At 54.1% G+C, this 22326-nt stretch carries 19 protein-coding genes; 16 read left to right on the forward strand and 3 right to left on the reverse strand.

Going from position 1 to position 22326, the window contains the following annotated elements:
- Positions 1-174: 174 nt before the first annotated feature.
- Entirely contained in the window at positions 175-1938 is a 1764-nt protein-coding gene (ycaO, locus tag AC6HVW_RS09490) for a 30S ribosomal protein S12 methylthiotransferase accessory factor YcaO (RefSeq protein ID WP_071680745.1), read from the reverse strand.
- Positions 1939-2086: 148 nt separating this feature from the next.
- On the opposite strand from ycaO, the gene ansB reads away from it, so the two are divergent.
- The 10 genes from ansB (at position 2087) to lpxK (ending at position 15023) form a co-directional block, all read left to right on the forward strand.
- On the forward strand, positions 2087-3133 hold the full coding sequence (gene ansB, locus AC6HVW_RS09495; RefSeq protein ID WP_024484607.1) for an L-asparaginase 2: 1047 nt from the start codon (positions 2087-2089) through the stop codon (positions 3131-3133).
- 85 nt (positions 3134-3218) lie between these two features.
- A complete protein-coding gene (locus AC6HVW_RS09500; RefSeq protein ID WP_059200392.1) occupies positions 3219-3911 on the forward strand; it encodes a DUF421 domain-containing protein in 693 nt (230 codons plus the stop codon).
- A 248-nt stretch (positions 3912-4159) separates the two neighbouring features.
- Entirely contained in the window at positions 4160-5245 is a 1086-nt protein-coding gene (gene serC, locus AC6HVW_RS09505) for a 3-phosphoserine/phosphohydroxythreonine transaminase (RefSeq protein WP_021804922.1), read from the forward strand.
- 116 nt (positions 5246-5361) lie between these two features.
- Positions 5362-6648 carry a 3-phosphoshikimate 1-carboxyvinyltransferase gene (gene aroA / locus AC6HVW_RS09510; RefSeq protein ID WP_071680744.1) on the forward strand — a complete coding sequence of 429 codons (1287 nt, stop codon included), beginning with the start codon at positions 5362-5364 and terminating at the stop codon, positions 6646-6648.
- A 192-nt stretch (positions 6649-6840) separates the two neighbouring features.
- Positions 6841-7530: a (d)CMP kinase gene (gene cmk / locus AC6HVW_RS09515; RefSeq protein ID WP_021804920.1), complete on the forward strand. Its 690-nt coding sequence runs from the start codon at positions 6841-6843 to the stop codon at positions 7528-7530.
- Between the two features lie 191 nt (positions 7531-7721).
- The gene (gene rpsA / locus AC6HVW_RS09520) at positions 7722-9398 is read left to right on the forward strand and encodes a 30S ribosomal protein S1 (RefSeq protein ID WP_021804919.1); all 1677 of its coding nucleotides are present in this window, start codon (positions 7722-7724) and stop codon (positions 9396-9398) included.
- A gap of 62 nt (positions 9399-9460) precedes the next feature.
- Positions 9461-9745: an integration host factor subunit beta gene (gene ihfB, locus AC6HVW_RS09525; protein WP_004928264.1), complete on the forward strand. Its 285-nt coding sequence runs from the start codon at positions 9461-9463 to the stop codon at positions 9743-9745.
- A gap of 231 nt (positions 9746-9976) precedes the next feature.
- Positions 9977-12265: a ComEC family protein gene (locus AC6HVW_RS09530; RefSeq protein ID WP_256221018.1), complete on the forward strand. Its 2289-nt coding sequence runs from the start codon at positions 9977-9979 to the stop codon at positions 12263-12265.
- Between the two features lie 35 nt (positions 12266-12300).
- Complete coding sequence (gene msbA / locus AC6HVW_RS09535; RefSeq protein ID WP_024484602.1) at positions 12301-14046, forward strand: lipid A ABC transporter ATP-binding protein/permease MsbA; 1746 nt, start codon at positions 12301-12303, stop codon at positions 14044-14046.
- Positions 14046-15023 carry a tetraacyldisaccharide 4'-kinase gene (gene lpxK / locus AC6HVW_RS09540; RefSeq protein WP_071680742.1) on the forward strand — a complete coding sequence of 326 codons (978 nt, stop codon included), beginning with the start codon at positions 14046-14048 and terminating at the stop codon, positions 15021-15023. The genes msbA and lpxK overlap by 1 nt, the downstream gene beginning before the upstream one ends.
- Position 15024: 1 nt before the next feature.
- On the opposite strand, the gene hglS is transcribed toward lpxK, so the two are convergent.
- A complete protein-coding gene (hglS, locus tag AC6HVW_RS09545) occupies positions 15025-16431 on the reverse strand; it encodes a 2-oxoadipate dioxygenase/decarboxylase HglS (protein ID WP_071680741.1) in 1407 nt (468 codons plus the stop codon).
- 517 nt (positions 16432-16948) lie between these two features.
- On the opposite strand from hglS, the gene cspE reads away from it, so the two are divergent.
- The 6 genes from cspE (at position 16949) to AC6HVW_RS09575 (ending at position 21474) form a co-directional block, all read left to right on the forward strand.
- Positions 16949-17158, forward strand: a complete 210-nt coding sequence (gene cspE, locus AC6HVW_RS09550; protein ID WP_021804914.1) for a transcription antiterminator/RNA stability regulator CspE — start codon at positions 16949-16951, stop codon at positions 17156-17158.
- Between the two features lie 221 nt (positions 17159-17379).
- Complete coding sequence (locus tag AC6HVW_RS09555) at positions 17380-17601, forward strand: cold-shock protein (RefSeq protein ID WP_021804913.1); 222 nt, start codon at positions 17380-17382, stop codon at positions 17599-17601.
- A gap of 110 nt (positions 17602-17711) precedes the next feature.
- On the forward strand, positions 17712-18971 hold the full coding sequence (locus tag AC6HVW_RS09560; RefSeq protein WP_071680740.1) for a winged helix-turn-helix domain-containing protein: 1260 nt from the start codon (positions 17712-17714) through the stop codon (positions 18969-18971).
- A 543-nt stretch (positions 18972-19514) separates the two neighbouring features.
- On the forward strand, positions 19515-19697 hold the full coding sequence (locus AC6HVW_RS09565; RefSeq protein WP_021804911.1) for a Trm112 family protein: 183 nt from the start codon (positions 19515-19517) through the stop codon (positions 19695-19697).
- On the forward strand, positions 19694-20443 hold the full coding sequence (gene kdsB / locus AC6HVW_RS09570) for a 3-deoxy-manno-octulosonate cytidylyltransferase (protein ID WP_024530368.1): 750 nt from the start codon (positions 19694-19696) through the stop codon (positions 20441-20443). Before AC6HVW_RS09565 ends, kdsB begins: the two co-directional genes overlap by 4 nt.
- A gap of 134 nt (positions 20444-20577) precedes the next feature.
- A complete protein-coding gene (locus AC6HVW_RS09575; protein WP_065685321.1) occupies positions 20578-21474 on the forward strand; it encodes a YcbJ family phosphotransferase in 897 nt (298 codons plus the stop codon).
- Here AC6HVW_RS09575 and elyC read toward each other — a convergent pair.
- The gene (elyC, locus tag AC6HVW_RS09580) at positions 21471-22244 is read right to left on the reverse strand and encodes an envelope biogenesis factor ElyC (RefSeq protein ID WP_071680738.1); all 774 of its coding nucleotides are present in this window, start codon (positions 22242-22244) and stop codon (positions 21471-21473) included. The genes AC6HVW_RS09575 and elyC overlap by 4 nt on opposite strands.
- Between the last annotated feature and the right edge of the window lie 82 nt (positions 22245-22326).

A 22326-nucleotide genomic window follows, 5' to 3' on the forward strand; every position in this document is an offset into this window, starting at 1 on the left:
TAATATTTCACGCTGACGTAACAATTGGCGATTTAATTATCCTGTTGGCTGATAAGTGCGCTTTTGATAAAAACATTCAACGCCAAGCTTTGCCTGTTTTTTGATCGGCAACCGGGTCAAGGCTGCTTCTTTGGGAGTAACGCCGGTAAGGTTCTACCGGCGTATCAATCAGGCTTATGCCTGCGCCCAGTGACGGCGTTTAGCGGTTTGCAGCTTTTCGTAAGCCGCCAACAGCGCTTGGTGGGCCGGCAGGGCTTTCAATTCACTGTCGATGGCAAACAGGCCGTTGAAGCGCTCTTCACCGCTCATGGCCGCAGAGGCAGCGTCAACCGCATCCTGACCATACATCTTCACGAAGGCCGTGTGATATTGAGCAGGATCGCGTTCTGGCTCCAACGCCAACAGCAGCAGCGTCTGCAGGCAACGATAGTAGTTGCTGCGCTCTGGGGTAAACAGCGAGGCGTTGAACTCCTGCGTCCACTCGGCCCAGATCAGTGCCTGCTCGAGATCGCCACCGGCCAATGCCAGCATGGATTTCAGTTCGCCAACGCGCAGGGTGTACCAGGCGTTGTCTTTACCAGAGGCAATGCCCAGCAATTCACGTACGCGGGTGAAATCGTCCAGCCCTTCATCATCCAACTGCTGGATCAGAGCCAGGTATTCTTCCGGCTCCCACTCGCTGCCCGGCAGTTGCAGCAGGGTTTCACGCAGGTGTGCGCCCATGCTGTTGTTGGCCAGCAGCAGATCCTCTGCCGGATAGATGTCGGACATCCCCGGTACGATGATGCGGCAGGCGTACACGTCCAGGTGCTCGTAATCGGCGATGTACACTTCGGCATCTTCTTTATTAAAGATGCTCATCAGGGTGGCGAACTCTTCCTGCGTGCTGCCGCTGAAACTCCAGTCGACAAACGGATAGTCGGCATCCTGTTTGAACAGATCCCAGGAGATCAAACCGCTGGAATCGATGAAGTGAGTTTCCAGGTTGGCATGCTCGGCCACTTCTTCGTCGTCGAAGGTTGGGGCGGTAAACACATCCAGATCTTTCAAGCCGCGGCCTTGCAGCAGCTCAGTAACGGTACGCTCCAGCGCGACTCCGAAATCGGGGTGAGCACCAAAGGAGGCAAAGCAGGTGCCGTTGGCGGGGTTGAACAACACCACGCAGATCACCGGGTAGTTGCCGCCTAACGAAGCATCATAAGAGAGGATCGGGAAGCCTTCGGCCTCCAGCTTGGCGATCGCCTCAACCACGTCAGGATAGCGGTTCAGCACTTCACTCGGGATTTCCGGCAGGCTGATGGACTCGGCGATGATGCGGTTTTTCACATAACGCTCGAACACCTCGGAGAGGCCCTGAACCCGCGCTTCGTTGGCGGTATTGCCAGCGGACATCCCGTTGGACACATACAGGTTACCGATGATGTTCATCGGAATATAAACGGTCTGCTGATCCGACTGGCGGGTGAATGGCAGGGCGCAGATGCCACGATCGCTATTGCCAGACTGCAGATCGATCAGATCGCTGGCTGTCAGTTCCTGCTCCGGATCGTAGAAGGCGTGCGTGCGCTCATCCAGGATGCCTTGTGGCAGTGAGTTGTCAGCCGGGATCGGGAACCATTTCTCATTGGGATAGTGAACGAAATCGCCTTCGGCAATCTGTTGGCCCAAATAGAAATCGGCAAAGAAATAGTTGGTCGACAGGCGCTCGAAATACTCGCCCAGCGCGGAAGCCAGCGCGGCCTTCTTGCTGGCACCCTTACCGTTGGTGAAGCACAGCGGGCAATCGCGATCGCGGATATGCACTGACCAGACGTGTGGCACCGGATTCAGCCAGGAGGCTTCTTCGATATTGAAACCCAGATCGGTTAATTTCTGCTGAAAACGGGCGATGGAGTCTTCCAGCGCAGCGTCTTTGCCAGGAATAAAAGTTTGCGTCATTGTCTTCACTTATATGGCGTACTAAAAACGCGCAATGATACGGGGTTTTGTTCTCAAGCTCCACGTATTCCGAAAGCCGATCAGATGTCACAGTAATTATGTGGATAAAGACGATAATTCAGCGGGTTATCAATAACGGAGAAACGTAATGAAATCAGTGAAACTTAGCGTATTGGCACTACTGTTGTCCGGGGTTTGTGGTTCGGCACTGGCGTTACCTAATATCACCTTGCTGGCCACCGGCGGTACTATCGCTGGCGGCGGCGACTCGGCCACCAAGTCTAACTACACTGCGGGTAAACTGGGTGTAGAGGCGTTGGTGGATGCGGTGCCGGAGTTGAAAAAGGTTGCCAACGTGCAGGGCGAGCAGGTGGTCAACATCGGTTCGCAGGATATGAATGACGAAGTCTGGCTCAAGCTGGTCAAGAAAATTAATGCGGACTGTGCCAAAACCGATGGTTTCGTGATCACTCACGGTACCGACACGCTGGAGGAGACCGCCTATTTCCTGGATCTCACCGTCAAGTGCGATAAGCCGGTAGTGATCGTGGGGGCGATGCGCCCGGCAACGGCCATGAGTGCCGATGGCCCATTTAACTTGTATAACGCAGTTGTCACAGCCGCAGACCCTCAATCGGCCAAGCGTGGCGTGCTGGTGGTGATGAATGATACGGTGCTCGATGGCCGCGACGTGACCAAAACCAATACTACCGGCGTACAGACCTTCCAGTCACCTAATTTTGGTCCATTGGGATACATCCACAACGGCAAAATTGACTACCAACGTTCGCCACAGCGCAAGCACACCAGCGAAACGCCGTTTAACGTCGACCAGATGAGTACGCTGCCGACGGTTGGTATTATCTATAACTATGCCAACGCGTCCGACGCGCCAGCCAAGGCGCTGATCGCCGAAGGTTATCAAGGGATCGTCAGCGCCGGGGTGGGTAATGGCAACCTGTATAAAACCGTATTTGATACGCTGGCCACGGCGGCCCATAACGGCGTAGCGGTAGTGCGTTCCTCCCGTGTGCCTACTGGCTCCACTACTGAAGATGCGGAAGTGGATGATACTAAACTCGGTTTTGTGGCAGCCGGAACGCTGAATCCGCAAAAAGCGAGAATTCTGCTGCAACTGGCATTAACTCAAACCAAAGACGCCAAACAGATCCAGGCGATGTTTAATCAGTATTGATCCCTGACTCAAGTGGGGGCGTAATGCCCCCATTTTCCCCGCTCCGACTATGCTGTAGGAAATCTCTTTTCGCAGGAACGATTTCATGCAGGCATTTGATATCCAAAGAATGGCATTTGACGAGACCACGCCAGAGTTCCTGGCCGAGGTGGCGCTACGCTGCCTGTTCACTTTTCTGCTGGTGTTTATCTTCTTAAAAATGACCGGGCGCCGTGGCGTACGCCAAATGTCGCTGTTTGAAGTGCTGATCATCCTGACTCTGGGGTCCGCCGCGGGTGACGTCGCGTTTTATCACGATGTTCCTTTGCTACCGGTGCTGATGGTTTTCGTTTGTATGATGGTGATGTACCGCTTTTCCACCTGGTTGATGGATCGCTTTCAAAAACTCCAGACCTGGATGGAGGGCGAGCCGCTGATTCTGGTCAGTGAGGGGCTGTTCGATTGGGATATCCTGTGCCGGGAAAATATCACCCATGATGAGTTCTTTATGGAACTCCGTCAGGCCGGTGTTGAGCACCTTGGGCAGGTGAGATTGGCCATCCTTGAGGTGAACGGCACCATATCGGTGTATTTCTACCCGGATGAGCAGGTACGGCCAGGATTACCAGTGTTACCGGCACAATGCGTCAAAAGCGTGGTTGAGATTGATGTGGAGGGTGACTATGCCTGCGGGATGTGTAGCCTGATCTCCACCTTGACGCCATCACCCGAACACGACTGCCCACGCTGTGGTAACCGTAAATGGATCGCAGCCTTGTCCCATAGCCGGGTAAGCTGAATACAGCACAAAAAACCGCGTTAACCCGCTGAATACGCCAGTGTCACAGCGTTTTATGGCATAAATAAACCCTGAGGCCGCAGAGCCTGTTATTTGCGGCCTCGCCAGTTTCTCACCCTTGGAACAATAAGCATTGCAGCCGGGTTACGTGAGTGATAAAACCGATAGAGTTGGTTAACATCAGCGTTAACTTCGGGCATATGTCGAAAGCCGATTTTTACGGCGCACAGTGAATGTGGTGAGGGGAAATGACTCAGGTTTATAATTTTAGCTCAGGCCCGGCGATGCTGCCGGTTGAAGTGTTGCGTCGTGCGGAACAAGAGCTGTGCAACTGGCACGGTCTTGGCACGTCGGTGATGGAAATCAGCCATCGCAGTAAAGAATTTATCGCCGTCGCCGAACAGGCCGAACAGGATCTGCGCGATCTGCTGAAAGTCCCCGCCAACTATAAAGTGCTGTTCTGCCACGGCGGTGCCCGTGCCCAATTTGCCGCGTTGCCACTGAACCTGTTGGGTGATAACACCACCGCCGACTATATCGATGGTGGCTACTGGGCGCACAGCGCGATCACCGAAGCGGAAAAATACTGCCAACCCAACGTGATCGACGTCAAAACCACCGTTGACGGCTTAAGCGGCATCAAGCCGATGAAAGAGTGGCAACTGAGCGATAACGCGGCATACGTCCACTATTGTCCGAACGAAACCATTGACGGTGTGGCCATTGATGAAACGCCAGACTTTGGCGATAAAGTGGTGATTGGCGATTACTCTTCGACCATCCTTTCCCGTCCGTTGGACGTCAGCCGTTTCGGCGTTATCTATGCGGGCGCACAGAAAAACATTGGCCCCGCTGGCCTGACGCTGGTGATTGTGCGTGATGACCTGCTGGGTAAAGCACGCCGTGAAGTCCCGTCGATCCTGGATTACACCGTGTTGGCAGAAAACGACTCGATGTTCAACACGCCGCCAACTTTCGCCTGGTATCTGTCTGGCCTGGTATTCAAATGGCTGAAAGAGCAGGGCGGCCTGGTGGAAATGCAAAAGCGTAACCAGGCCAAGGCCGAGTTGCTGTATAGCACTATCGATCAGTCGGACTTCTACCGTAGCCGTGTGGCCGTTGCCAACCGCTCCTGGATGAACGTGCCGTTCCAGCTTGCCGATCCTGCGCTGGATAAAGTGTTCCTGAGCGAAGCAGAAGCCATTGGCCTGCAGGCGCTGAAGGGCCACCGCGTAGTAGGCGGCATGCGTGCTTCCATCTATAATGCGATGCCGCTGGCCGGCGTGAAGACCCTGACCGACTTTATGGTCGACTTTGAACGCCGCCATGGTTGATTGCCACCGCCCGCATTGAACGGGCGGTCGTACCGCTGTTGTCCTTTTGCATTAAAGCGGCTCCGGCATTATCCCGGGGTCGTTTCGTTTATCAGATTCTGGAGAGTTTTGTTCACATGGTGGATTCCCTGACGTTAGAACCGGTTGCTTTGGTCGATGGCACCGTCAACTTACCCGGCTCCAAGAGCGTATCCAATCGGGCTTTGCTACTGGCTGCACTGGCGCGGGGAACGACCCGGCTGACCAACCTGCTGGACAGCGACGACGTGCGTCATATGTTGAATGCCTTGCAGGCGCTGGGAGTGAGTTACCAGCTCTCCGACGATCGCACCACCTGTTCCGTTGAGGGTAATGCTGGCCCGTTGGTTGCCGCGCAGCCGCTGGAGCTGTTCCTCGGTAATGCCGGTACGGCAATGCGTCCATTAGCGGCAGCACTGTGTCTGGGAGAGGGCGACGTGGTGTTGACCGGCGAACCGCGCATGAAAGAGCGCCCGATCGGCCATCTGGTGGATGCCTTACGCCAGGGCGGGGCGCAAATCGATTACCTTGAACAAACCGATTATCCACCTGTGCGCCTGCGTGGCGGTTTCCGCGGCGGCGACGTAAGCGTTGACGGCAGCGTATCCAGCCAGTTTCTGACCGCCTTGCTGATGATGGCACCGTTGGCGGCCCAAGACACCGCTATCCATATTTTAGGTGAGCTGGTTTCCAAACCTTATATCGATATTACCCTGCACCTGATGAGGACTTTCGGCGTGGAAGTCACGCACGACAACTATCGCGTGTTCCATATCCGTGGGCAGCAGACTTACCGTTCACCAGGCGACTATCTGGTAGAAGGCGATGCCTCTTCAGCATCCTATTTCCTGGCCGCTGCGGCGATTAAGGGCGGCACAGTGCGTGTTACCGGTATCGGTAAGAAAAGCGTGCAGGGCGATACCAAATTTGCCGACGTGCTGGAAAAAATGGGCGCGCGCATCACCTGGGGCGATGACTTTATCGAGTGCAGCCGCGGTGAGCTTAAAGGCATCGATATGGACATGAACCACATTCCAGATGCGGCGATGACCATTGCCACCACCGCGCTGTTCGCGGCCGGGCCGACCACCATCCGCAATATCTACAACTGGCGGGTAAAAGAAACCGACCGTCTGGCGGCGATGGCAACAGAACTACGCAAAGTTGGCGCCGAGGTGGATGAAGGTGAGGATTACATCCACGTCGTGCCGCCAAGCAAGCTGCAGTTTGCCGAGATCGGCACTTACAACGATCACCGTATGGCGATGTGCTTCTCGCTGGTGGCGCTGTCGGATACGCCGGTGACCATTCTTGATCCGAAGTGTACCGCCAAGACCTTCCCGGACTATTTTGAGCAGTTGGCGCGTATCAGCCAGTTGGCCTAATCTTCTCTATATCCGTTATCAATGGGCCTCGTTTGAGGCCTTTTTTGCGATTAGTGCCCATCTTTTCGGCAATCAGACAGTTCGCGGTAACAGTAAACTCCACAGGCGCGTATAATATGCCCCCGAATCTGCTCCTACTTGGGCAGACTGCAGGGCGTGTTCCTGTGAGGTTCCTACCTGAAGGAGAGAGAAATGACGGCTACAGTTCCGGTGATAACCGTTGATGGACCAAGTGGTGCAGGCAAAGGCACGCTGTGCAAGGCGCTGGCAGAATCCCTTGGTTGGCGTTTGCTGGATTCCGGCGCGATTTATCGCGTACTGGCCCTGGCAGCGTTGCACCATCAGGTGGATATCACCTCTGAAGAGGCGTTAGTCCCCTTGGCCGCCCATCTCGACGTCCGCTTTGTTGCTCAGGATGGCAAGCTGCAGGTTATTTTGGAAGGTGAGGACGTCAGCAATGAGATCCGCACCGAAACCGTTGGCAATACGGCTTCGCAAACGGCCGCATTCCCACGAGTTCGTGAGGCGCTGCTGCGCCGCCAACGCGCATTTCGCGAGGCACCGGGCCTGATCGCCGATGGCCGTGACATGGGCACGGTGGTGTTCCCCGACGCGCCGGTTAAAATTTTCCTTGACGCCAGTTCCGAAGAGCGTGCGCATCGTCGCATGCTACAGTTGCAGGAAAAGGGCTTTAATGTTAACTTTGAACGTCTTTTAGCCGAGATAAAGGAACGGGATGACCGTGACCGTAATCGGGCTATTGCGCCACTGGTACCGGCTCTCGATGCCCTCGTGTTGGATTCTACCAGCATGTCGATCGAGGAAGTGATCCAGCGGGCGTTGGCATATGCACATGAAGTTTTGGCGTTGCCGCAGCAATAAGCGCGGCGGCGTTTTTAGCTTTTTGTCATATTTGTCATCGTACTGCATAGCAGTAACTGAATATATCGGGTAAAATTTTACCCCTGTAACCTAAACCTTGTCGGCAGGAAGCCAATGGCAAGGTATGTGAAACAACCCCATTCGGCGGGACGCTAAATGGACGTTAAACTATAGAACCCTGAAGATTAAACATGACTGAATCTTTCGCTCAACTCTTTGAAGAATCCCTGAAAACAATCGAAACCCGTCCGGGTTCCATCGTTCGTGGTGTTGTTGTTGCTATCGATAAAGATGTCGTACTGGTTGACGCCGGTCTGAAATCTGAATCTGCCATCCCGGCTGAGCAATTCAAAAACGCCCAGGGCGAGCTGGAAATCCAGGTTGGTGACGAAGTTGACGTTGCGCTGGACGCTGTTGAAGATGGCTTCGGTGAAACTCTGCTGTCCCGTGAGAAAGCTAAGCGTCACGAAGCTTGGATCACGCTGGAAAAAGCTTACGAAGAAGCTGAAACTGTCGTCGGTGTTATCAACGGCAAAGTTAAGGGTGGCTTCACTGTAGAGCTGAACGGTATTCGTGCGTTCCTGCCAGGTTCCCTGGTTGACGTGCGTCCAGTTCGCGACACTCTGCACCTGGAAGGCAAAGAGCTTGAGTTCAAAGTCATCAAGCTGGATCAGAAGCGCAACAACGTTGTTGTTTCTCGTCGTGCAGTAATCGAATCCGAAAACAGCGCAGAGCGCGATCAACTGCTGGAAAACCTGCAGGAAGGCATGGAAGTTAAAGGTATCGTTAAGAACCTCACTGACTACGGTGCATTCGTGGATCTGGGCGGCGTTGACGGCCTGCTGCACATCACTGACATGGCTTGGAAACGCGTTAAGCACCCAAGCGAAATTGTCAACGTGGGCGACGAAATCACTGTCAAGGTGCTGAAGTTCGACCGCGAGCGTACTCGTGTATCTCTGGGCCTGAAGCAACTGGGCGAAGATCCATGGGTTGCTATCGCTAAACGTTACCCAGAAGGCACCAAGCTGACTGGTCGTGTTACCAACCTGACTGATTACGGCTGCTTCGTGGAAATCGAAGAAGGCGTTGAAGGTCTGGTACACGTTTCTGAAATGGATTGGACCAACAAAAACATCCATCCGTCCAAAGTTGTTAACGTGGGCGATGTAGTGGAAGTGATGGTTCTGGACATCGATGAAGAACGTCGTCGTATCTCCCTGGGCCTGAAGCAGTGCAAAAACAACCCATGGCAGCAGTTCGCAGAAACCCACAACAAGGGCGACCGCGTTGAAGGTAAAATCAAGTCTATCACTGACTTCGGTATCTTCATCGGCCTGGACGGCGGCATCGACGGCCTGGTTCACCTGTCTGACATCTCCTGGAACGTTGCAGGCGAAGAAGCAGTTCGTGAATACAAGAAAGGCGACGAAATCGCAGCTGTGGTTCTGCAAGTTGACGCAGAGCGCGAGCGTATCTCCCTGGGCGTGAAGCAACTGGCTGAAGATCCGTTCAATAACTACCTGTCTATGAACAAGAAAGGTACTATTGTTACTGGTAAAGTCACTGCAGTTGACGCCAAAGGTGCTACAGTTGAATTAGCAGGCGGCGTAGAAGGTTACCTGCGTGCTTCTGAAGCCTCTCGCGACCGTATTGAAGACGCAACTCTGGTTCTGAACGTTGGTGACGAAGTTGAAGCTAAATTCACTGGCGTTGACCGTAAGAACCGCGTTGTAAGCCTGTCCGTCCGTGCGAAGGACGAAGCTGACGAGAAAGATGCAATCGCTACGGTTAACAACACCAAGCCGGAAGAAAGCAACTTCTCTAACGCTATGGCTGAAGCCTTCAAAGCGGCTAAAGGCGAGTAATGACGGGGGGCGGTTTCTGACCGCCCCGATACGGTAGTTTAGCTGCAAAGCTTGGAGGAACTATGACCAAGTCTGAACTTATTGAAAGACTTGCTGGCCAGCAATCTCATATTCCGGCGAAGGCCGTTGAGGATGCAGTGAAAGAGATGCTCGAACACATGGCAGCTACGCTAGCCGAAGGTGAGCGCATCGAGATCCGCGGATTCGGCAGTTTTTCTCTTCACTACCGTGCTCCGCGCGTCGGCCGTAACCCTAAAACGGGTGACAAAGTTGAGTTGGACGGCAAGTACGTCCCTCACTTCAAGCCAGGTAAAGAGTTACGTGACCGTGCCAATATCTATGGCTAGTCGCTGACCACCCATAGTGTTGTTGCTTGTAAAGAATATAAAACGGTGCCTTAGGGTGCCGTTTTTTTTCGCCTGAAAACCCTCCCATACCTGCCAAAATTTGCGCTCCGCTCCGCAACCTTTCCTGCAAATGCCAAATAGCCAACCGATTGTTTACGACCTCCTTTCCTGAGTAGCAACCTGCAACTGGCGGTTATTCGTCTGAGACGTCACATTTGTTGCAGGATAAACTTGGCAAGGAGCGCGGAAATCAGGATCTCACTGGATAGGGCCGCCATCGCTTTGGTGATGGGGATGCTGCCGATACTGTTTTTGCCCCACTTACCGTCGTGGCCTTTATTGATGGGGCTAGCCGTTGCGGCTTTGTGGCTCTGGCGATATAAGCCGAATCCATGGCGCCAGGCACTATGCTGCTGCCTGCTGGGCTTTATCTACGCCACCGGCAGTGCCAGCCTGTTGATGCAGCAAGTCGCAACGTTGACGACCAACGGCGATAAAGCCGTGATTGCTTCCGTGCGTAGCATTTGGCTGAACGGGGCTGAAACGCCACAGGTGCAACTGCGTATCGAGCAGGTTGGCGGGCGCTGGCTGGTGCCTGCATTGTCCTTTACGGCAAACTGGCGCGGCGAAAAGCCCTGTGCGGGGCAACGTTGGGCGATGAAGGTTCGCTTCCGCCCGGTACACAGCAGCCTGAATGAAGGGGGCTTTGACGGGCAGCGTTGGGCCATTGCTAATCGGCAACCGTTGCGTGGCTTTGTACGTTCCGCAACTGTGTTGGATAAGGGCTGCAACTGGCGTCAGCTGATCGTCAAACAAATGGATCAATCGTTCATTCCACTGACGCAACGCCCGGTGTTGCTGGCGCTGGCGTTTGGCGAACGCTCGCTGATGAGTAATGAGCTGCGTGGGCAACTGATGAAAACCGGCGTGGCTCACCTGATGGCCATTTCTGGCCTGCATATTTCCCTGGCCGCGGCCTTTGCCTGGGGGCTGGCGCGTGGCGTGCAGTTTTTATTGCCCGCGCGTTACATCGGCTACCGTTTGCCGCTGGTCGTCAGTTGGTTGATGGCGCTGTGCTATGTGTGGCTGGCAGGTGGGCAACCGCCAGCAATGAGGGCCTTTATTGCCTTGTCTCTGTGGCTCTGGTTGCGCCTCAAGGGCGTTTCCTGCACTTCCTGGCAAATCTGGCTGTGGTGTATCAGCCTGCTGTTGTTGTGCGATCCTATGTCGGTGCTTTCGGACAGCTTCTGGCTCTCCGCCCTGGCGGTTGCGGCCTTAATCTTTTGGTTCGAATGGGCACCGTTGCCCAGGCGCTTCAGCACTTCTTGGGGTTGGGCACCTCTGCGTTGGCTACACATGCAACTAGGCATGACGCTATTGCTGATGCCGTTACAATTTGGCCTGTTTCATGGCTTGAGCTGGACATCGTTACCCGCCAACCTTTGGGCAGTACCGATCGTTTCTCTGCTGTCGGTTCCGTTGATATTGTTGGCATTGATGCTGTTTTTTATTCCGCCGGTAAGCCACTGGTGTTGGCAATTGGCCGATCTTACCGTCAGTTGGGCCTTATGGCCGCTTCCCGGGCTCGAGCAAGGGTGGCTACAGGTTGGGGCTGCCTTGCTGCAATTTAGCGCCCTTGGGTGGTTAGCCGTGGTTTGCTGGCGTTTTCGCTGGTGGTATCACTTTCCTGTTGGTTGTGCCGTTGTGGTGCTGGGTTGCCTGTTCTGGCGGGAAAGATCGCCAGATTATCGCTGGCGGGTCGATATGCTCGACGTAGGGCACGGCCTGGCGGTGGTGATCGAGCGAGAAGGTAAGGCAGTCATCTTTGATACGGGCAACCGCTGGCAAGCCTCCAGCGCGGCAGAGCGCAACATTTTGCCATTCCTGCGCTGGCGGCAGATCTCGCTGGAGCAAATCGTTATCAGCCATAGCCATCTGGATCATATCGGCGGCTTGCCGGTACTCGAAGCGGCGTTTCCACAGGCCAGCGTGCGTACGCCGATCGTTAACGTTGGCCACCTGCCTTGTGTTCAAGGGCAGCGATGGGTGTGGCGAGAGCTAAACTTTCAGGTGTTGTGGCCTCCTGCAAGGGTGGATTATGCCGCTAACGATGATTCCTGCGTAGTGCGTGTCGATGACGGCAAGTTCAGCCTGTTGCTGACGGGGGATATTGAACGCCGGGCCGAGCAGGCATTGCTGAAACAACGTGCGAATTTACCCAGCACTATCCTTCAGGTGCCACATCACGGCAGCAAGACATCTTCAACGCCGCCATTTTTGCGTGCCGTTGCCCCCAAGCTGGCGTTTGCCTCGGCATCCCGCTATAACGCCTGGCGGTTACCGGCAGCAAAAATAGTCAAACGCTATCGGGAAAATCACATTCCCTGGCGTGATACGGCCCGCTCAGGGCAGCTCAGCGTGTTTTTTTATCGTCATGATTGGCAAGTTAAAGGCTTTCGCGAACAACTAAATCCACGTTGGTATCATCAGCGGTTTGGCGTTGAGGGGGATAATGAGTAGAATGGGCCGCTATTTCTTCCGATGCTGGTATTTGCATGATGAATGATAAAGATCTGTCCACCTGGCAGACGTTCCGCCGCCTCTGGCCGATGATCACACCGTTTAAAACCGGGTTGGTGGTCGCCGCCATTGCGCTGGTTTTAAACGCCGCGGGGGATACGTTGATGCTGTCCCTGCTCAAACCGTTATTAGATGACTTTGGTAAAGCCGATAGCCGAGTCTTGCATTGGATGCCGTTGGTCGTGATTGGCCTGATGCTGATGCGTGGCATCACCAGCTATGTCTCCAGCTACTGTATTTCCTGGGTGTCTGGCATGGTGGTAATGCAGATGCGCCGTCGTCTGTTCGGCCATATGATGCGAATGCCGGTGGCCTTTTTTGATCAGCAATCAACAGGAACTCTGCTTTCACGTATTACCTACGACTCGGAACAGGTAGCTTCATCCTCTTCCAGCGCGTTGGTTACCGTGGTGCGTGAAGGGGCCTCGATCATCGGCCTGTTCATCATGATGTTTTATTACAGCTGGCAGCTCTCACTGATCCTGATCGTGCTGGCACCGATTGTTTCCTTCGCAATCCGCCTGGTCTCCAAACGTTTCCGCAATATCAGTAAAAATATGCAAAACACCATGGGGCAGGTGACGACCAGTGCAGAACAGATGCTGAAAGGGCATAAAGAAGTGCTGATCTTTGGTGGCCAACAGGTGGAAACCGAGCGCTTCAACACCGTCAGTAACCGCATGCGTCAGCAGGGGATGAAGCTGGTTTCGGCTTCTTCTATTGCCGATCCTATTATTCAGTTGATCGCCTCATTGGCATTGGCGTTTGTGCTGTTTGCAGCAAGCTTCCCTAGCGTGATGGATACGCTGACCGCCGGTACCATTACCGTGGTGTTCTCCGCCATGATTGCCTTGATGCGTCCACTGAAATCCTTGACCAACGTGAATGCCCAGTTCCAGCGCGGCATGGCGGCTTGCCAGACGTTGTTCTCGATCCTGGATTTGGAACAGGAAAAGGATACCGGTACTCGCCAGGTTGAGCGTGCCAAAGGCGATATCGAATTCCGTAATGTGACCTTCGCCTATCCGGGGCGCGAGATCCCAGCGCTGCGTGATATCAATCTGAGCATTTCAGAAGGTAAAACGGTGGCGTTGGTTGGTCGTTCTGGTTCGGGTAAATCGACGATTGCCAACCTGCTGACGCGCTTCTACGACGTGCAGGAAGGGCAGATCCTGATGGATGGTCACGATCTGCGGGAATATACCCTGGCCTCGCTGCGCGATCAGGTTGCCCTGGTCTCACAGAACGTCCACCTGTTCAATGACACCATTGCCAACAACATTGCCTATGCTCGTGAAGAGCGCTACAGCCGTGAAGAGATCGAGAAAGCGGCGCGCATGGCCTATGCCACCGACTTCATTGATAAAATGGAGCATGGTCTGGATACGGTGATCGGTGAGAACGGCGTGATGCTTTCCGGTGGTCAGCGTCAGCGTATTGCCATAGCTCGTGCCTTGCTGCGAGATTGCCCAATCCTGATCCTGGATGAAGCCACCTCCGCGCTGGATACCGAATCCGAGCGTGCGATCCAGGCGGCCTTGGACGAACTGCAGAAAAACCGTACCTCATTGGTGATTGCCCACCGTCTGTCGACTATCGAGAAAGCCGATGAGATCCTGGTGGTTGAAGATGGGCGTATCGTTGAACGTGGCCAGCATGCCGAGTTGATCGAGCAGAAAGGGGCTTACGCACAACTTCACCGCATGCAGTTTGGTCAGTAATGATAGAGCGCATCTGGTCCGGTAGTTCACTGGTTTACCTGCTGCTGTTGCCGCTCTCCTGGCTGTATGGCCTGGTGAGCGGCCTGATCCGCCTTAGCTACCGCTGTGGCTTGCGCAAGAGTTGGCGTGCGCCGGTGCCGGTAGTTATCGTGGGGAACCTCACTGCGGGTGGTAACGGTAAAACACCGATGGTGATCTGGTTGGTTGAACAACTGCAACAGCGTGGCTACCGGGTCGGCGTGGTTTCCAGAGGTTACGGCGGCAAGTCGGCGGTCTATCCGCTGGTGCTGGATGCTCAGACTACCACCCGGCAAGCCGGTGATGAACCCGTGCTGATCTTTCAGCGCACCGGGGCACCCGTGGCTATTTCGCCAAAGCGCGCCGAAGCGGTGCAAGCCTTGTTGAATCAGGGCGAGCTTGATTTGATCATCACCGACGATGGCCTCCAGCACTATGCTTTACAGCGTGATTTTGAGCTGGTGGTGATCGATGGCGTTCGTCGCTTCGGCAATGGCTGGTGGCTACCTGCTGGCCCAATGCGTGAGCGTGTGTCCCGCTTAAAGACGGTAGATGCCTGTGTGGCAAATGGCGGTGTTGCCCAGCCGGGGGAAATCGCCATGAAGCTCCAGGCGCAGGATGCGGTGAATATCGCCAGCGGTGAGCGCCGCCCGGCGATCGAATTGCCCCACGTGGTGGCGATGGCAGGGATCGGTCATCCTCCAAGATTTTTCGCCACGCTAGAAAAGTTGGGGGTTGAAGTCGATCGCGAGGTTGCTTTTGCCGATCACCAGGAATACAACCACGGGCAGTTAGCCGCATTGACGAGCCAAGGCCAAACGCTGCTTATGACCGAGAAGGATGCGGTGAAATGCCGTGCATTTGCCCAGCCTGACTGGTGGTATTTACCGGTTGAAGCGGTACTTCCCACCGAGCAGGCCGAGCAACTGTTGCAAGGGATCCAGAAGTTAATCAAATAATCTAAGCTTCCAAAGCGTGCAAGCCCAAGGCTTGCGCGCAAGCTTGCAGTGAGCGCTGCTGCGTTTGCTGATAAAGCGCCAATTCATCAATCACGCCCGCCCCTAATGCCTGTTCAAACGCCGTACGGCTCGATGACGCCGCGTATTGCGCATGGCGGCTCCCCCCCAGATTAGACTGAAAAATTCCGGCGGCGCTAACCGGCAGGAAATCCTCATACACCAACGGCTGGAAGCGGATGTAGTCCAGCGCGATGAGCTGTTCGAGCGTGCTGTGCTGCTCAATGGTCTCTTTAACCGCCAGCCCGCACTCGGTAGGGAAATAGCGGAACCAGGCTAATTGCTGCACGCGTAGTGTATTGTAATCATCCGGGAAGGCCTGGAAATGCTCAGCCAGCAGTTGGTAATAGCGTGGAGCATTATCTTCCGTAGCCGGAACCTGTAATGCATCCTGGGCGGCCTGCAGCAGGCGATCGTAAAGCGCTCGCCCTTTGGCGGTCAGGGCTACGCCCCGTTGCTCAATTTCACCGAAACGCGCGGTATGATGGCCCACAACCTGATGACCGTCGGGTTCGATAAACAGGACTTGTTCCTCTAACGCTTTGAAACTGGTCTGGCGTAGCAGAATAGGGCAGTTGCGTGTAGGTGGACCCTCGATCACCGCTTTGGGCGGGATCCCGCGTTCTGGCATTGCCGCCTGTACTCGATCGATATCCAGTGTTCTTGGTGTCAGATGGTTGATATGTGGCCCTTTGAAGGCGACGATATCGGCGATCAGGCGATGTTGATTGTGTAACTGTTGATACTCGCTGGCGCTGACGGTGGCCAAACGGTGCCAACGGAAAGTTTCGAGCGCCTGGGCAACGAATTCTTGCGCCTGTTCGGCATCCAGCCCGCCCTGAACTTCATGTAACGCTATCAGCTCCAAAGCCCGCTCGGTAAAAATGCAGCGGCGATCCAGCAGCCGTTGTGCCAGCTCGCGCAGCGCCACATTCTCAATCAGTTCCAGCCGTAGCAACGAAGTAAAGATGCGAAACGGGCTGACTTGCAGATCGGCTTCATGTACGGCACGAAAGGCGGTGGAGTGGACAGGGACGCCAGCAGCGGTGAGATCGTAATAACCCACAGGAGACATGCCCATGACGGCAAACAGTCGTCGTAAAGTCCGCAATTCAGCTGCCGTGCCGACGCGGATAGCGCCGTGGCGTTCCATCGATAATCGACCGATTTCACCGGTAATCTGCAACCCATGTGCCAGGGCGGAATCTTTACTAAGTACCTCCCGGTTGGTTTCAGCGACCAGTTCGATCAAGTCACCGTACAGTGGCACCTCTTGTTGATACATGGCCGACATTGCCAGGGAAAATTTGGCGCGAATGTCATTCGGCGAGACGAAGTGCTGGTCGATCATACTGCTAGCTCCTTAGCTCAATAAAATCTGAAAAATGCGGTTTAGGCCGCCAATAGTGCTGGCCAGATGACACCTCACCGTGTTTTTGACTCAAGTCTAGTCAGTTGGTTCGTGATTTGTTATCGATTGGCTAACGATATTAGTGTTTTATGCGTTGGCTCTCATTTGCAGGTTTAACCCCAAGTGGTGAGTGATGAGCGAGATGCTCCTTCGATGAGCTAAAAATAAGAGGAATTTAAATCAGTAAAATCAGTCAGATATAAATATTCTGGGCGGATATAGCTAAAAAGTGTGATAAACCTCTTGTCTTGATGATGAGTTTATGAGTAAATGCATACCGGCCTGTGATGCAGCGCTATTTATGTACGAGTATAGATTAAGTAGTTCCTCCCAAGACGTTATCATCTGATTCCGCTTCAAAGACGAACCTTCTAAGTACCTCCCATAAGTAATGATTCTGAAAAACGGCCAAATTGCCATAGGGCAGGTTTTTGTAAATATTTAAAAGGTAATAGTAATGTCTAAGAAGACTGGTCAGGTTAAGTGGTTCAACGAAAGTAAAGGTTTTGGTTTCATTGAACAACAAGATGGCGGCAAAGATGTATTCGTACACTTCTCTGCAATCATGACCGAAGGTTTCAAGACTCTGGCAGAAGGCCAGCGTGTTGAGTATACCATTCAGGACAGCCCGCGCGGGCCGGCTGCCGCCAACGTTGTTGCTCTGTAAGTTTACAGGGAATAGCGTATAGAGAGCTTAATACAACCATAATGACGCGTTTATGCTGAGTTATGCGGAAGATATTAAGCTCAAACAGCCCGCCGCAGTGCGGGTTTTTTAATTTTTGCTCACGAGAGGTTTGTTACGAGAAACTTTAGGATGGGCTGGTAGCGTCCACACAATAACAAAAATAACGTTGTGAAGGATGCTCAAGTGAAAGGATATAAAATATGTTTAAGAATACAATGCTAAAAATGGGCCAAGTGAAATGGTTTGATCAGGCTCAAGGCTATGGTGTTATTTCACCGGTCGATGGTAGTGACGAAATTTATGTTAGCCGCCGTGCTATCGCCAATACCAAGAACAAGTCATTAAACGAAGGTCAGAACGTCGAGTTCTCGATTTATCGTAGCTCTCACGGGCTGTCAGCGGCAGACGTTATCGCGTTCTGACCCAAACTTTCCTCGCCAGTGCCGGTGCCGCCACCCCATGCACTGGCGAAGAAAATTTCTCCAGGATCCTCTATCATCAGGCCATTGCTCAATGACCCTTGGATATCAGGATGCCAATCCCCGTTATTTCGCTTTCCTCTGCCCGCGCGCTTCATCTTGCCGCTCAAGGGCTGCTATCCCCAATCAAACGCCAGGCTTGCCCCGATGATGTGATTACTGCCATCGATCGTATGGGGTTGCTGCAAATTGACACCATTAGCGTGGTGGCCCGCAGCCCTTACCTGGTGTTGTTCAGTCGTCTGGGCGATTATCGGCCTGAATGGCTGGAACAGGCCTTGGCTAGCCGCAAACTGTTTGAGTACTGGGCGCACGAAGCCTGTTTTCTCCCTATCGATGACTTTGGTCTGTTACGCCACCGCATGCTGCAACCGCAGGGGATGGGGTGGAAATACTCGCAGGAATGGGTGCAACAGCACCAACAGGCTATCGATGAACTGCTACAGCATGTCGCGGTGAATGGGCCGGTGCGTTCGGCCGATTTCAGCGCCGAAAAGAAAGGCGCTAACGGTTGGTGGGATTGGAAGCCGGAAAAGCGTCATCTGGAAATTCTGTTTACCTCTGGCAAGTTGATGGTGGCTGAACGCCGTAATTTTCACCGTGTCTACGATCTCACCGAACGTTTATTGCCGCAGTGGGATGACGATGTGCATGCCTTACCTCAGCCGACGGCGCAGCAACAGATGCTCAGCCGTAGTTGCCGCTATCTCGGCGTGTTTAAAGCCGAATGGTTGGCAGATTATTACCGCTTGAAACGCGTCGCCCCCAAACCATTGCTGACAATGTTATTACAGCAGGGAGAGATCTCTCAGATCGCTATCGACGGGCTGGAAGGGGAATTTTATGTCCATCAGTCTCTGGCGGCCGAGTTGGCGCTGGCGGTACAAGGGAAGTTGAAATCCACGGTAACCTGCCTGCTGTCTCCTTTTGATCCGGTAGTGTGGGATCGGCGGCGCGCGCTCGAACTGTTCAACTTTGACTATCGGCTGGAATGCTACACGCCAAAAGAAAAACGCCAGTACGGCTATTTCACCTTGCCGCTGTTGCAGCGGGGCGAACTGATTGGCCGGGTGGATGCGAAAATGCACCGCAAGCAGAACGTGTTTGAAGTAATCAGTTTCCATCTTGAATCTGGGGTCAAGCTGGGTAAGCAGCGTTGTCAGGATATTCGTCAGGCAATCACCCGTACGGCGAAATGGCATGGGGCGCAGCAGGTTTTGCTAGGAGACGTACCCGCATCGCTGGCAGCAGAGTGGGGGCAAGGCTGGGAAGTCCCCTCACCCCAACCCTCTCCCACAGGGAGAGGGAGCTGAAAGTCCCTGCTCTGCTGGGAGACAGAAGATAATCTCAGCAAAACTGAGCGCTTCTTCGTGTCTTGTAGGAATGGGTATCTCCCACAGGGAGAGGGGGCTGAAAGTCCCTGCTCTGTTGGAAGACAGAAGATAATCTCACCAAATGTTGGGATCCTTCATGTTCTGTAGGAGCTGGTATCAGGTACGGATTTTAATCTGTCACAGAATCAATGTTGAGACGGGTACCATAATCAAGTTGTGGCACGTTTAGTCCCCTCTCCCTTTGGGAGAGGGTTAGGGTGAGGGCGGGGCGTTTTCAGTTGCTGTAGTTGGCAAACAGCGCGATGATTTTATGAAGACGTTTGATCATTTGCAGGTTCTCATTTTTTTTTGTGATGTGAGTCACAAAAAATTCTACGCCTGCTAATGGAGTGATTCAACCCCCGCAGAAAAATTTCCCGTTCGGCAACCGTCTGAGCAAATCAGGCGGTGATTAACCGGCCCTATGGCGTTATGCTATCCTCACGCACTTTCCCTGTTAGCATATCTTCCCCTGGAGGAAGCATGGATCACCGTTTACTCGAAATCATTGCCTGCCCGGTTTGCAACGGTAAGCTGTATTTCAACAAAGAACATCAGGAACTGGTCTGCAAACTGGACGGCCTGGCCTACCCATTACGTGATGGTATTCCGGTATTGCTGGAAAACGAAGCGCGCACCATCCCACTGGACGAGAAACACGCATGAGTTTTATCGCTATCATCCCGGCGCGTTATGCGTCCACCCGCTTGCCGGGTAAACCGTTGGCGGATATCCACGGTAAGCCGATGGTGGTGCATGTGATGGAACGAGCCCGTGAATCAGGGGCTTCCCGCGTGATTGTCGCCACCGATCACCCAGAGGTGGCCAAAGCGGTCGAGGCTGCCGGCGGTGAAGTTTGCATGACCAGCCCGGACCACCATTCAGGCACCGAACGCCTGGCGGAAGTGATCGAAAAATGTGGCTTTGCCGATGATGAAATCATTGTCAATGTGCAAGGCGATGAGCCGATGATCCCGCCGGTTATCGTGCGTCAGGTGGCAGAAAACCTGGCGGCCAGTAGCGCAGGGATGGCTACGCTGGCGGTGCCGATCGAAACCGCAGAAGAAGCCTTCAACCCGAATGCGGTCAAGGTGGTGATGGATGCGCAAGGCTATGCGCTCTATTTCTCACGTGCCACCATCCCTTGGGATCGTGAGCGTTTTGCTCAGTCAAAAGAGAGTATTGGCAATAGCCTGCTGCGGCATATCGGGATTTATGCTTACCGCGCCGGTTTTGTCCGCCGCTACGTCAGTTGGCAACCAAGCCAGCTGGAACAGATTGAATTGCTGGAGCAGTTGCGTGTGCTGTGGTACGGCGAAAAGATCCACGTCGCGGTGGCGCAGGCCATTCCGAGCGTCGGTGTCGATACCCCAGAAGACCTGCAACGAGTGCGGGACAGCATCAAGCGTTGAGTCATCTATTGGCCGGAGACCCCGGCCATCTCAATTCCCTGATTTACCCTTTTTATTGATCTGCATTGAAGAATTTCTCCGCTCACCGTTCAATGATGACAGTTGCTTATCCTTAATGTGGAGGGGGTCGTTCCATGGAGCAGCTGCGTGCCGAATTGAGTATTGTGCTGGGAGAGTCCGTCGGTCGTCTGGAACGCGTCAGCGAACAGCCATATGCCCATCTGTATTCACTGTATGATCGTCAGGATCATGCGATCCCGCTGATGGCGAAAAGCTTCGTCTGTGAGGGCATTGCCCAGCAGGAAGCTTACAAGCTATCCATGCTGGCGCGTGAAGGGGACATTCGTCTGCCAACGGTGTTTGGCGTGGTCTACACCCGGCAAGCGCCTTACAAAGAGATTTTGCTGATCGAACGCCTGCGTGGCGTCTCGGTCGAGGCTCCAACCCGGACTTTAGCCCGTTGGGAAGCCTTGATGGACCAGATTGTCGACGGCATGCTGGCCTGGCACCGTATCGATAGCCACGGCTGCGTGGGCACGGTTGACAGCACGCAGGAGAATGATTGGTGCAGTTGGTACCATCAGCGTATCGAGGTACTTTGGTCAACTCTGGGTAATATGAACTCGCCGCTGTTAAGCATGGCAGATCGCCGTCTGCTGTACCGCACGCGCGAAATGCTGATCGACTTCTTTGCCGATTTTGACGACCCTTGCGTGCTGGTGCACGGTAATCTGGGGTTACGCAGCATGCTGAAAGATGCCAAAACCGACCAACTGCTGGCGATGCTCAACCCAGGCATGATGCTGTGGGCGCCACGGGAATATGAGCTGTTCAGGCTTTGCGAGGCGGGGATGCCGGATCAACTGCTGTTCCACTACCTACAGCGTGCGCCGGTGGCGGAGTCCTTCCTGTCTCGTCGTTGGCTTTATGTGGTGTGGGAGGCGGTAGCCAGGATGATCCATACCGGCAAGCTGGATCGCCCGGCGTTCGATCAGGCCGCACAACAGCTACGGCCCTGGCTGGCTCACTAATCGCTGCTGACTTCACCATCCCCTTTTAGCTGCTGCCACAGGCTGCCCAGCGTTTCATATGCCGCCCGTTCGCTGTGCCCAAGGAACATGGCGGAAGGGATTACCCGATCCCAGATATTCAGCGGTGAAGTAATGGCCAGTTGATTGGCCGGAGCCGGGATTGGGGACAGGCCTTGGGCCTCAAAGAAACGCATGGCACGCGGCAAGTGATTGGCGGATGTCACCAGCGCAAACGGCTGTTTCCCCACCAATTTGGCGACCTCTGCGGCTTCCTGTTCGGTATCCCGCGGGCGGTCCACCAGCACGATGTCGTTGGCAGGTACGCCCAGGCTTTCCGCCACCAGTGCTGCGGTGGCCGCGCTGCTTTGCGTTTTCGCGCCTTTTCCACCGGTAAAGACCATCTTGCTACCCGGGTGCGACAGGTATAGCCTGACGCCTTCGGTCACCCGTGGCAGGCTGTTGTTGAGCAGGTTAGAGCTGGGGGCCCAGTCCGGGTTATAGGTATAACCGCCGCCAAGCACCACGATATAGTCAATCTGGCCGTTGCCTCTATAGGTCGGGTAACTGGACTCTAACGGCTTCAACAGGCGATCGGCGACCGGTTGCAGGCTGAGCAACAGCAACAGCAGCCAACTCAGGCTTAATATGACTTTGCCGCTTTTCTGCCAACGGGTAAACCACAGCAGCAATAATGCCAGCCCCATTAACAACAGCAGAGCGGGTAGAGGCATCATCAGGCCACCAATAAATTTTTTTAAGTTAAATAACATCAAAAATCAGGTCCTTTTGGGCGAAAAAACGACATCTGGCCGCATTCATGCTGCAAGAAGATTTATTCTAAGCCAGTCTGTG

It is taken from the genome of Serratia sp. NCCP-200 (assembly GCF_059697885.1).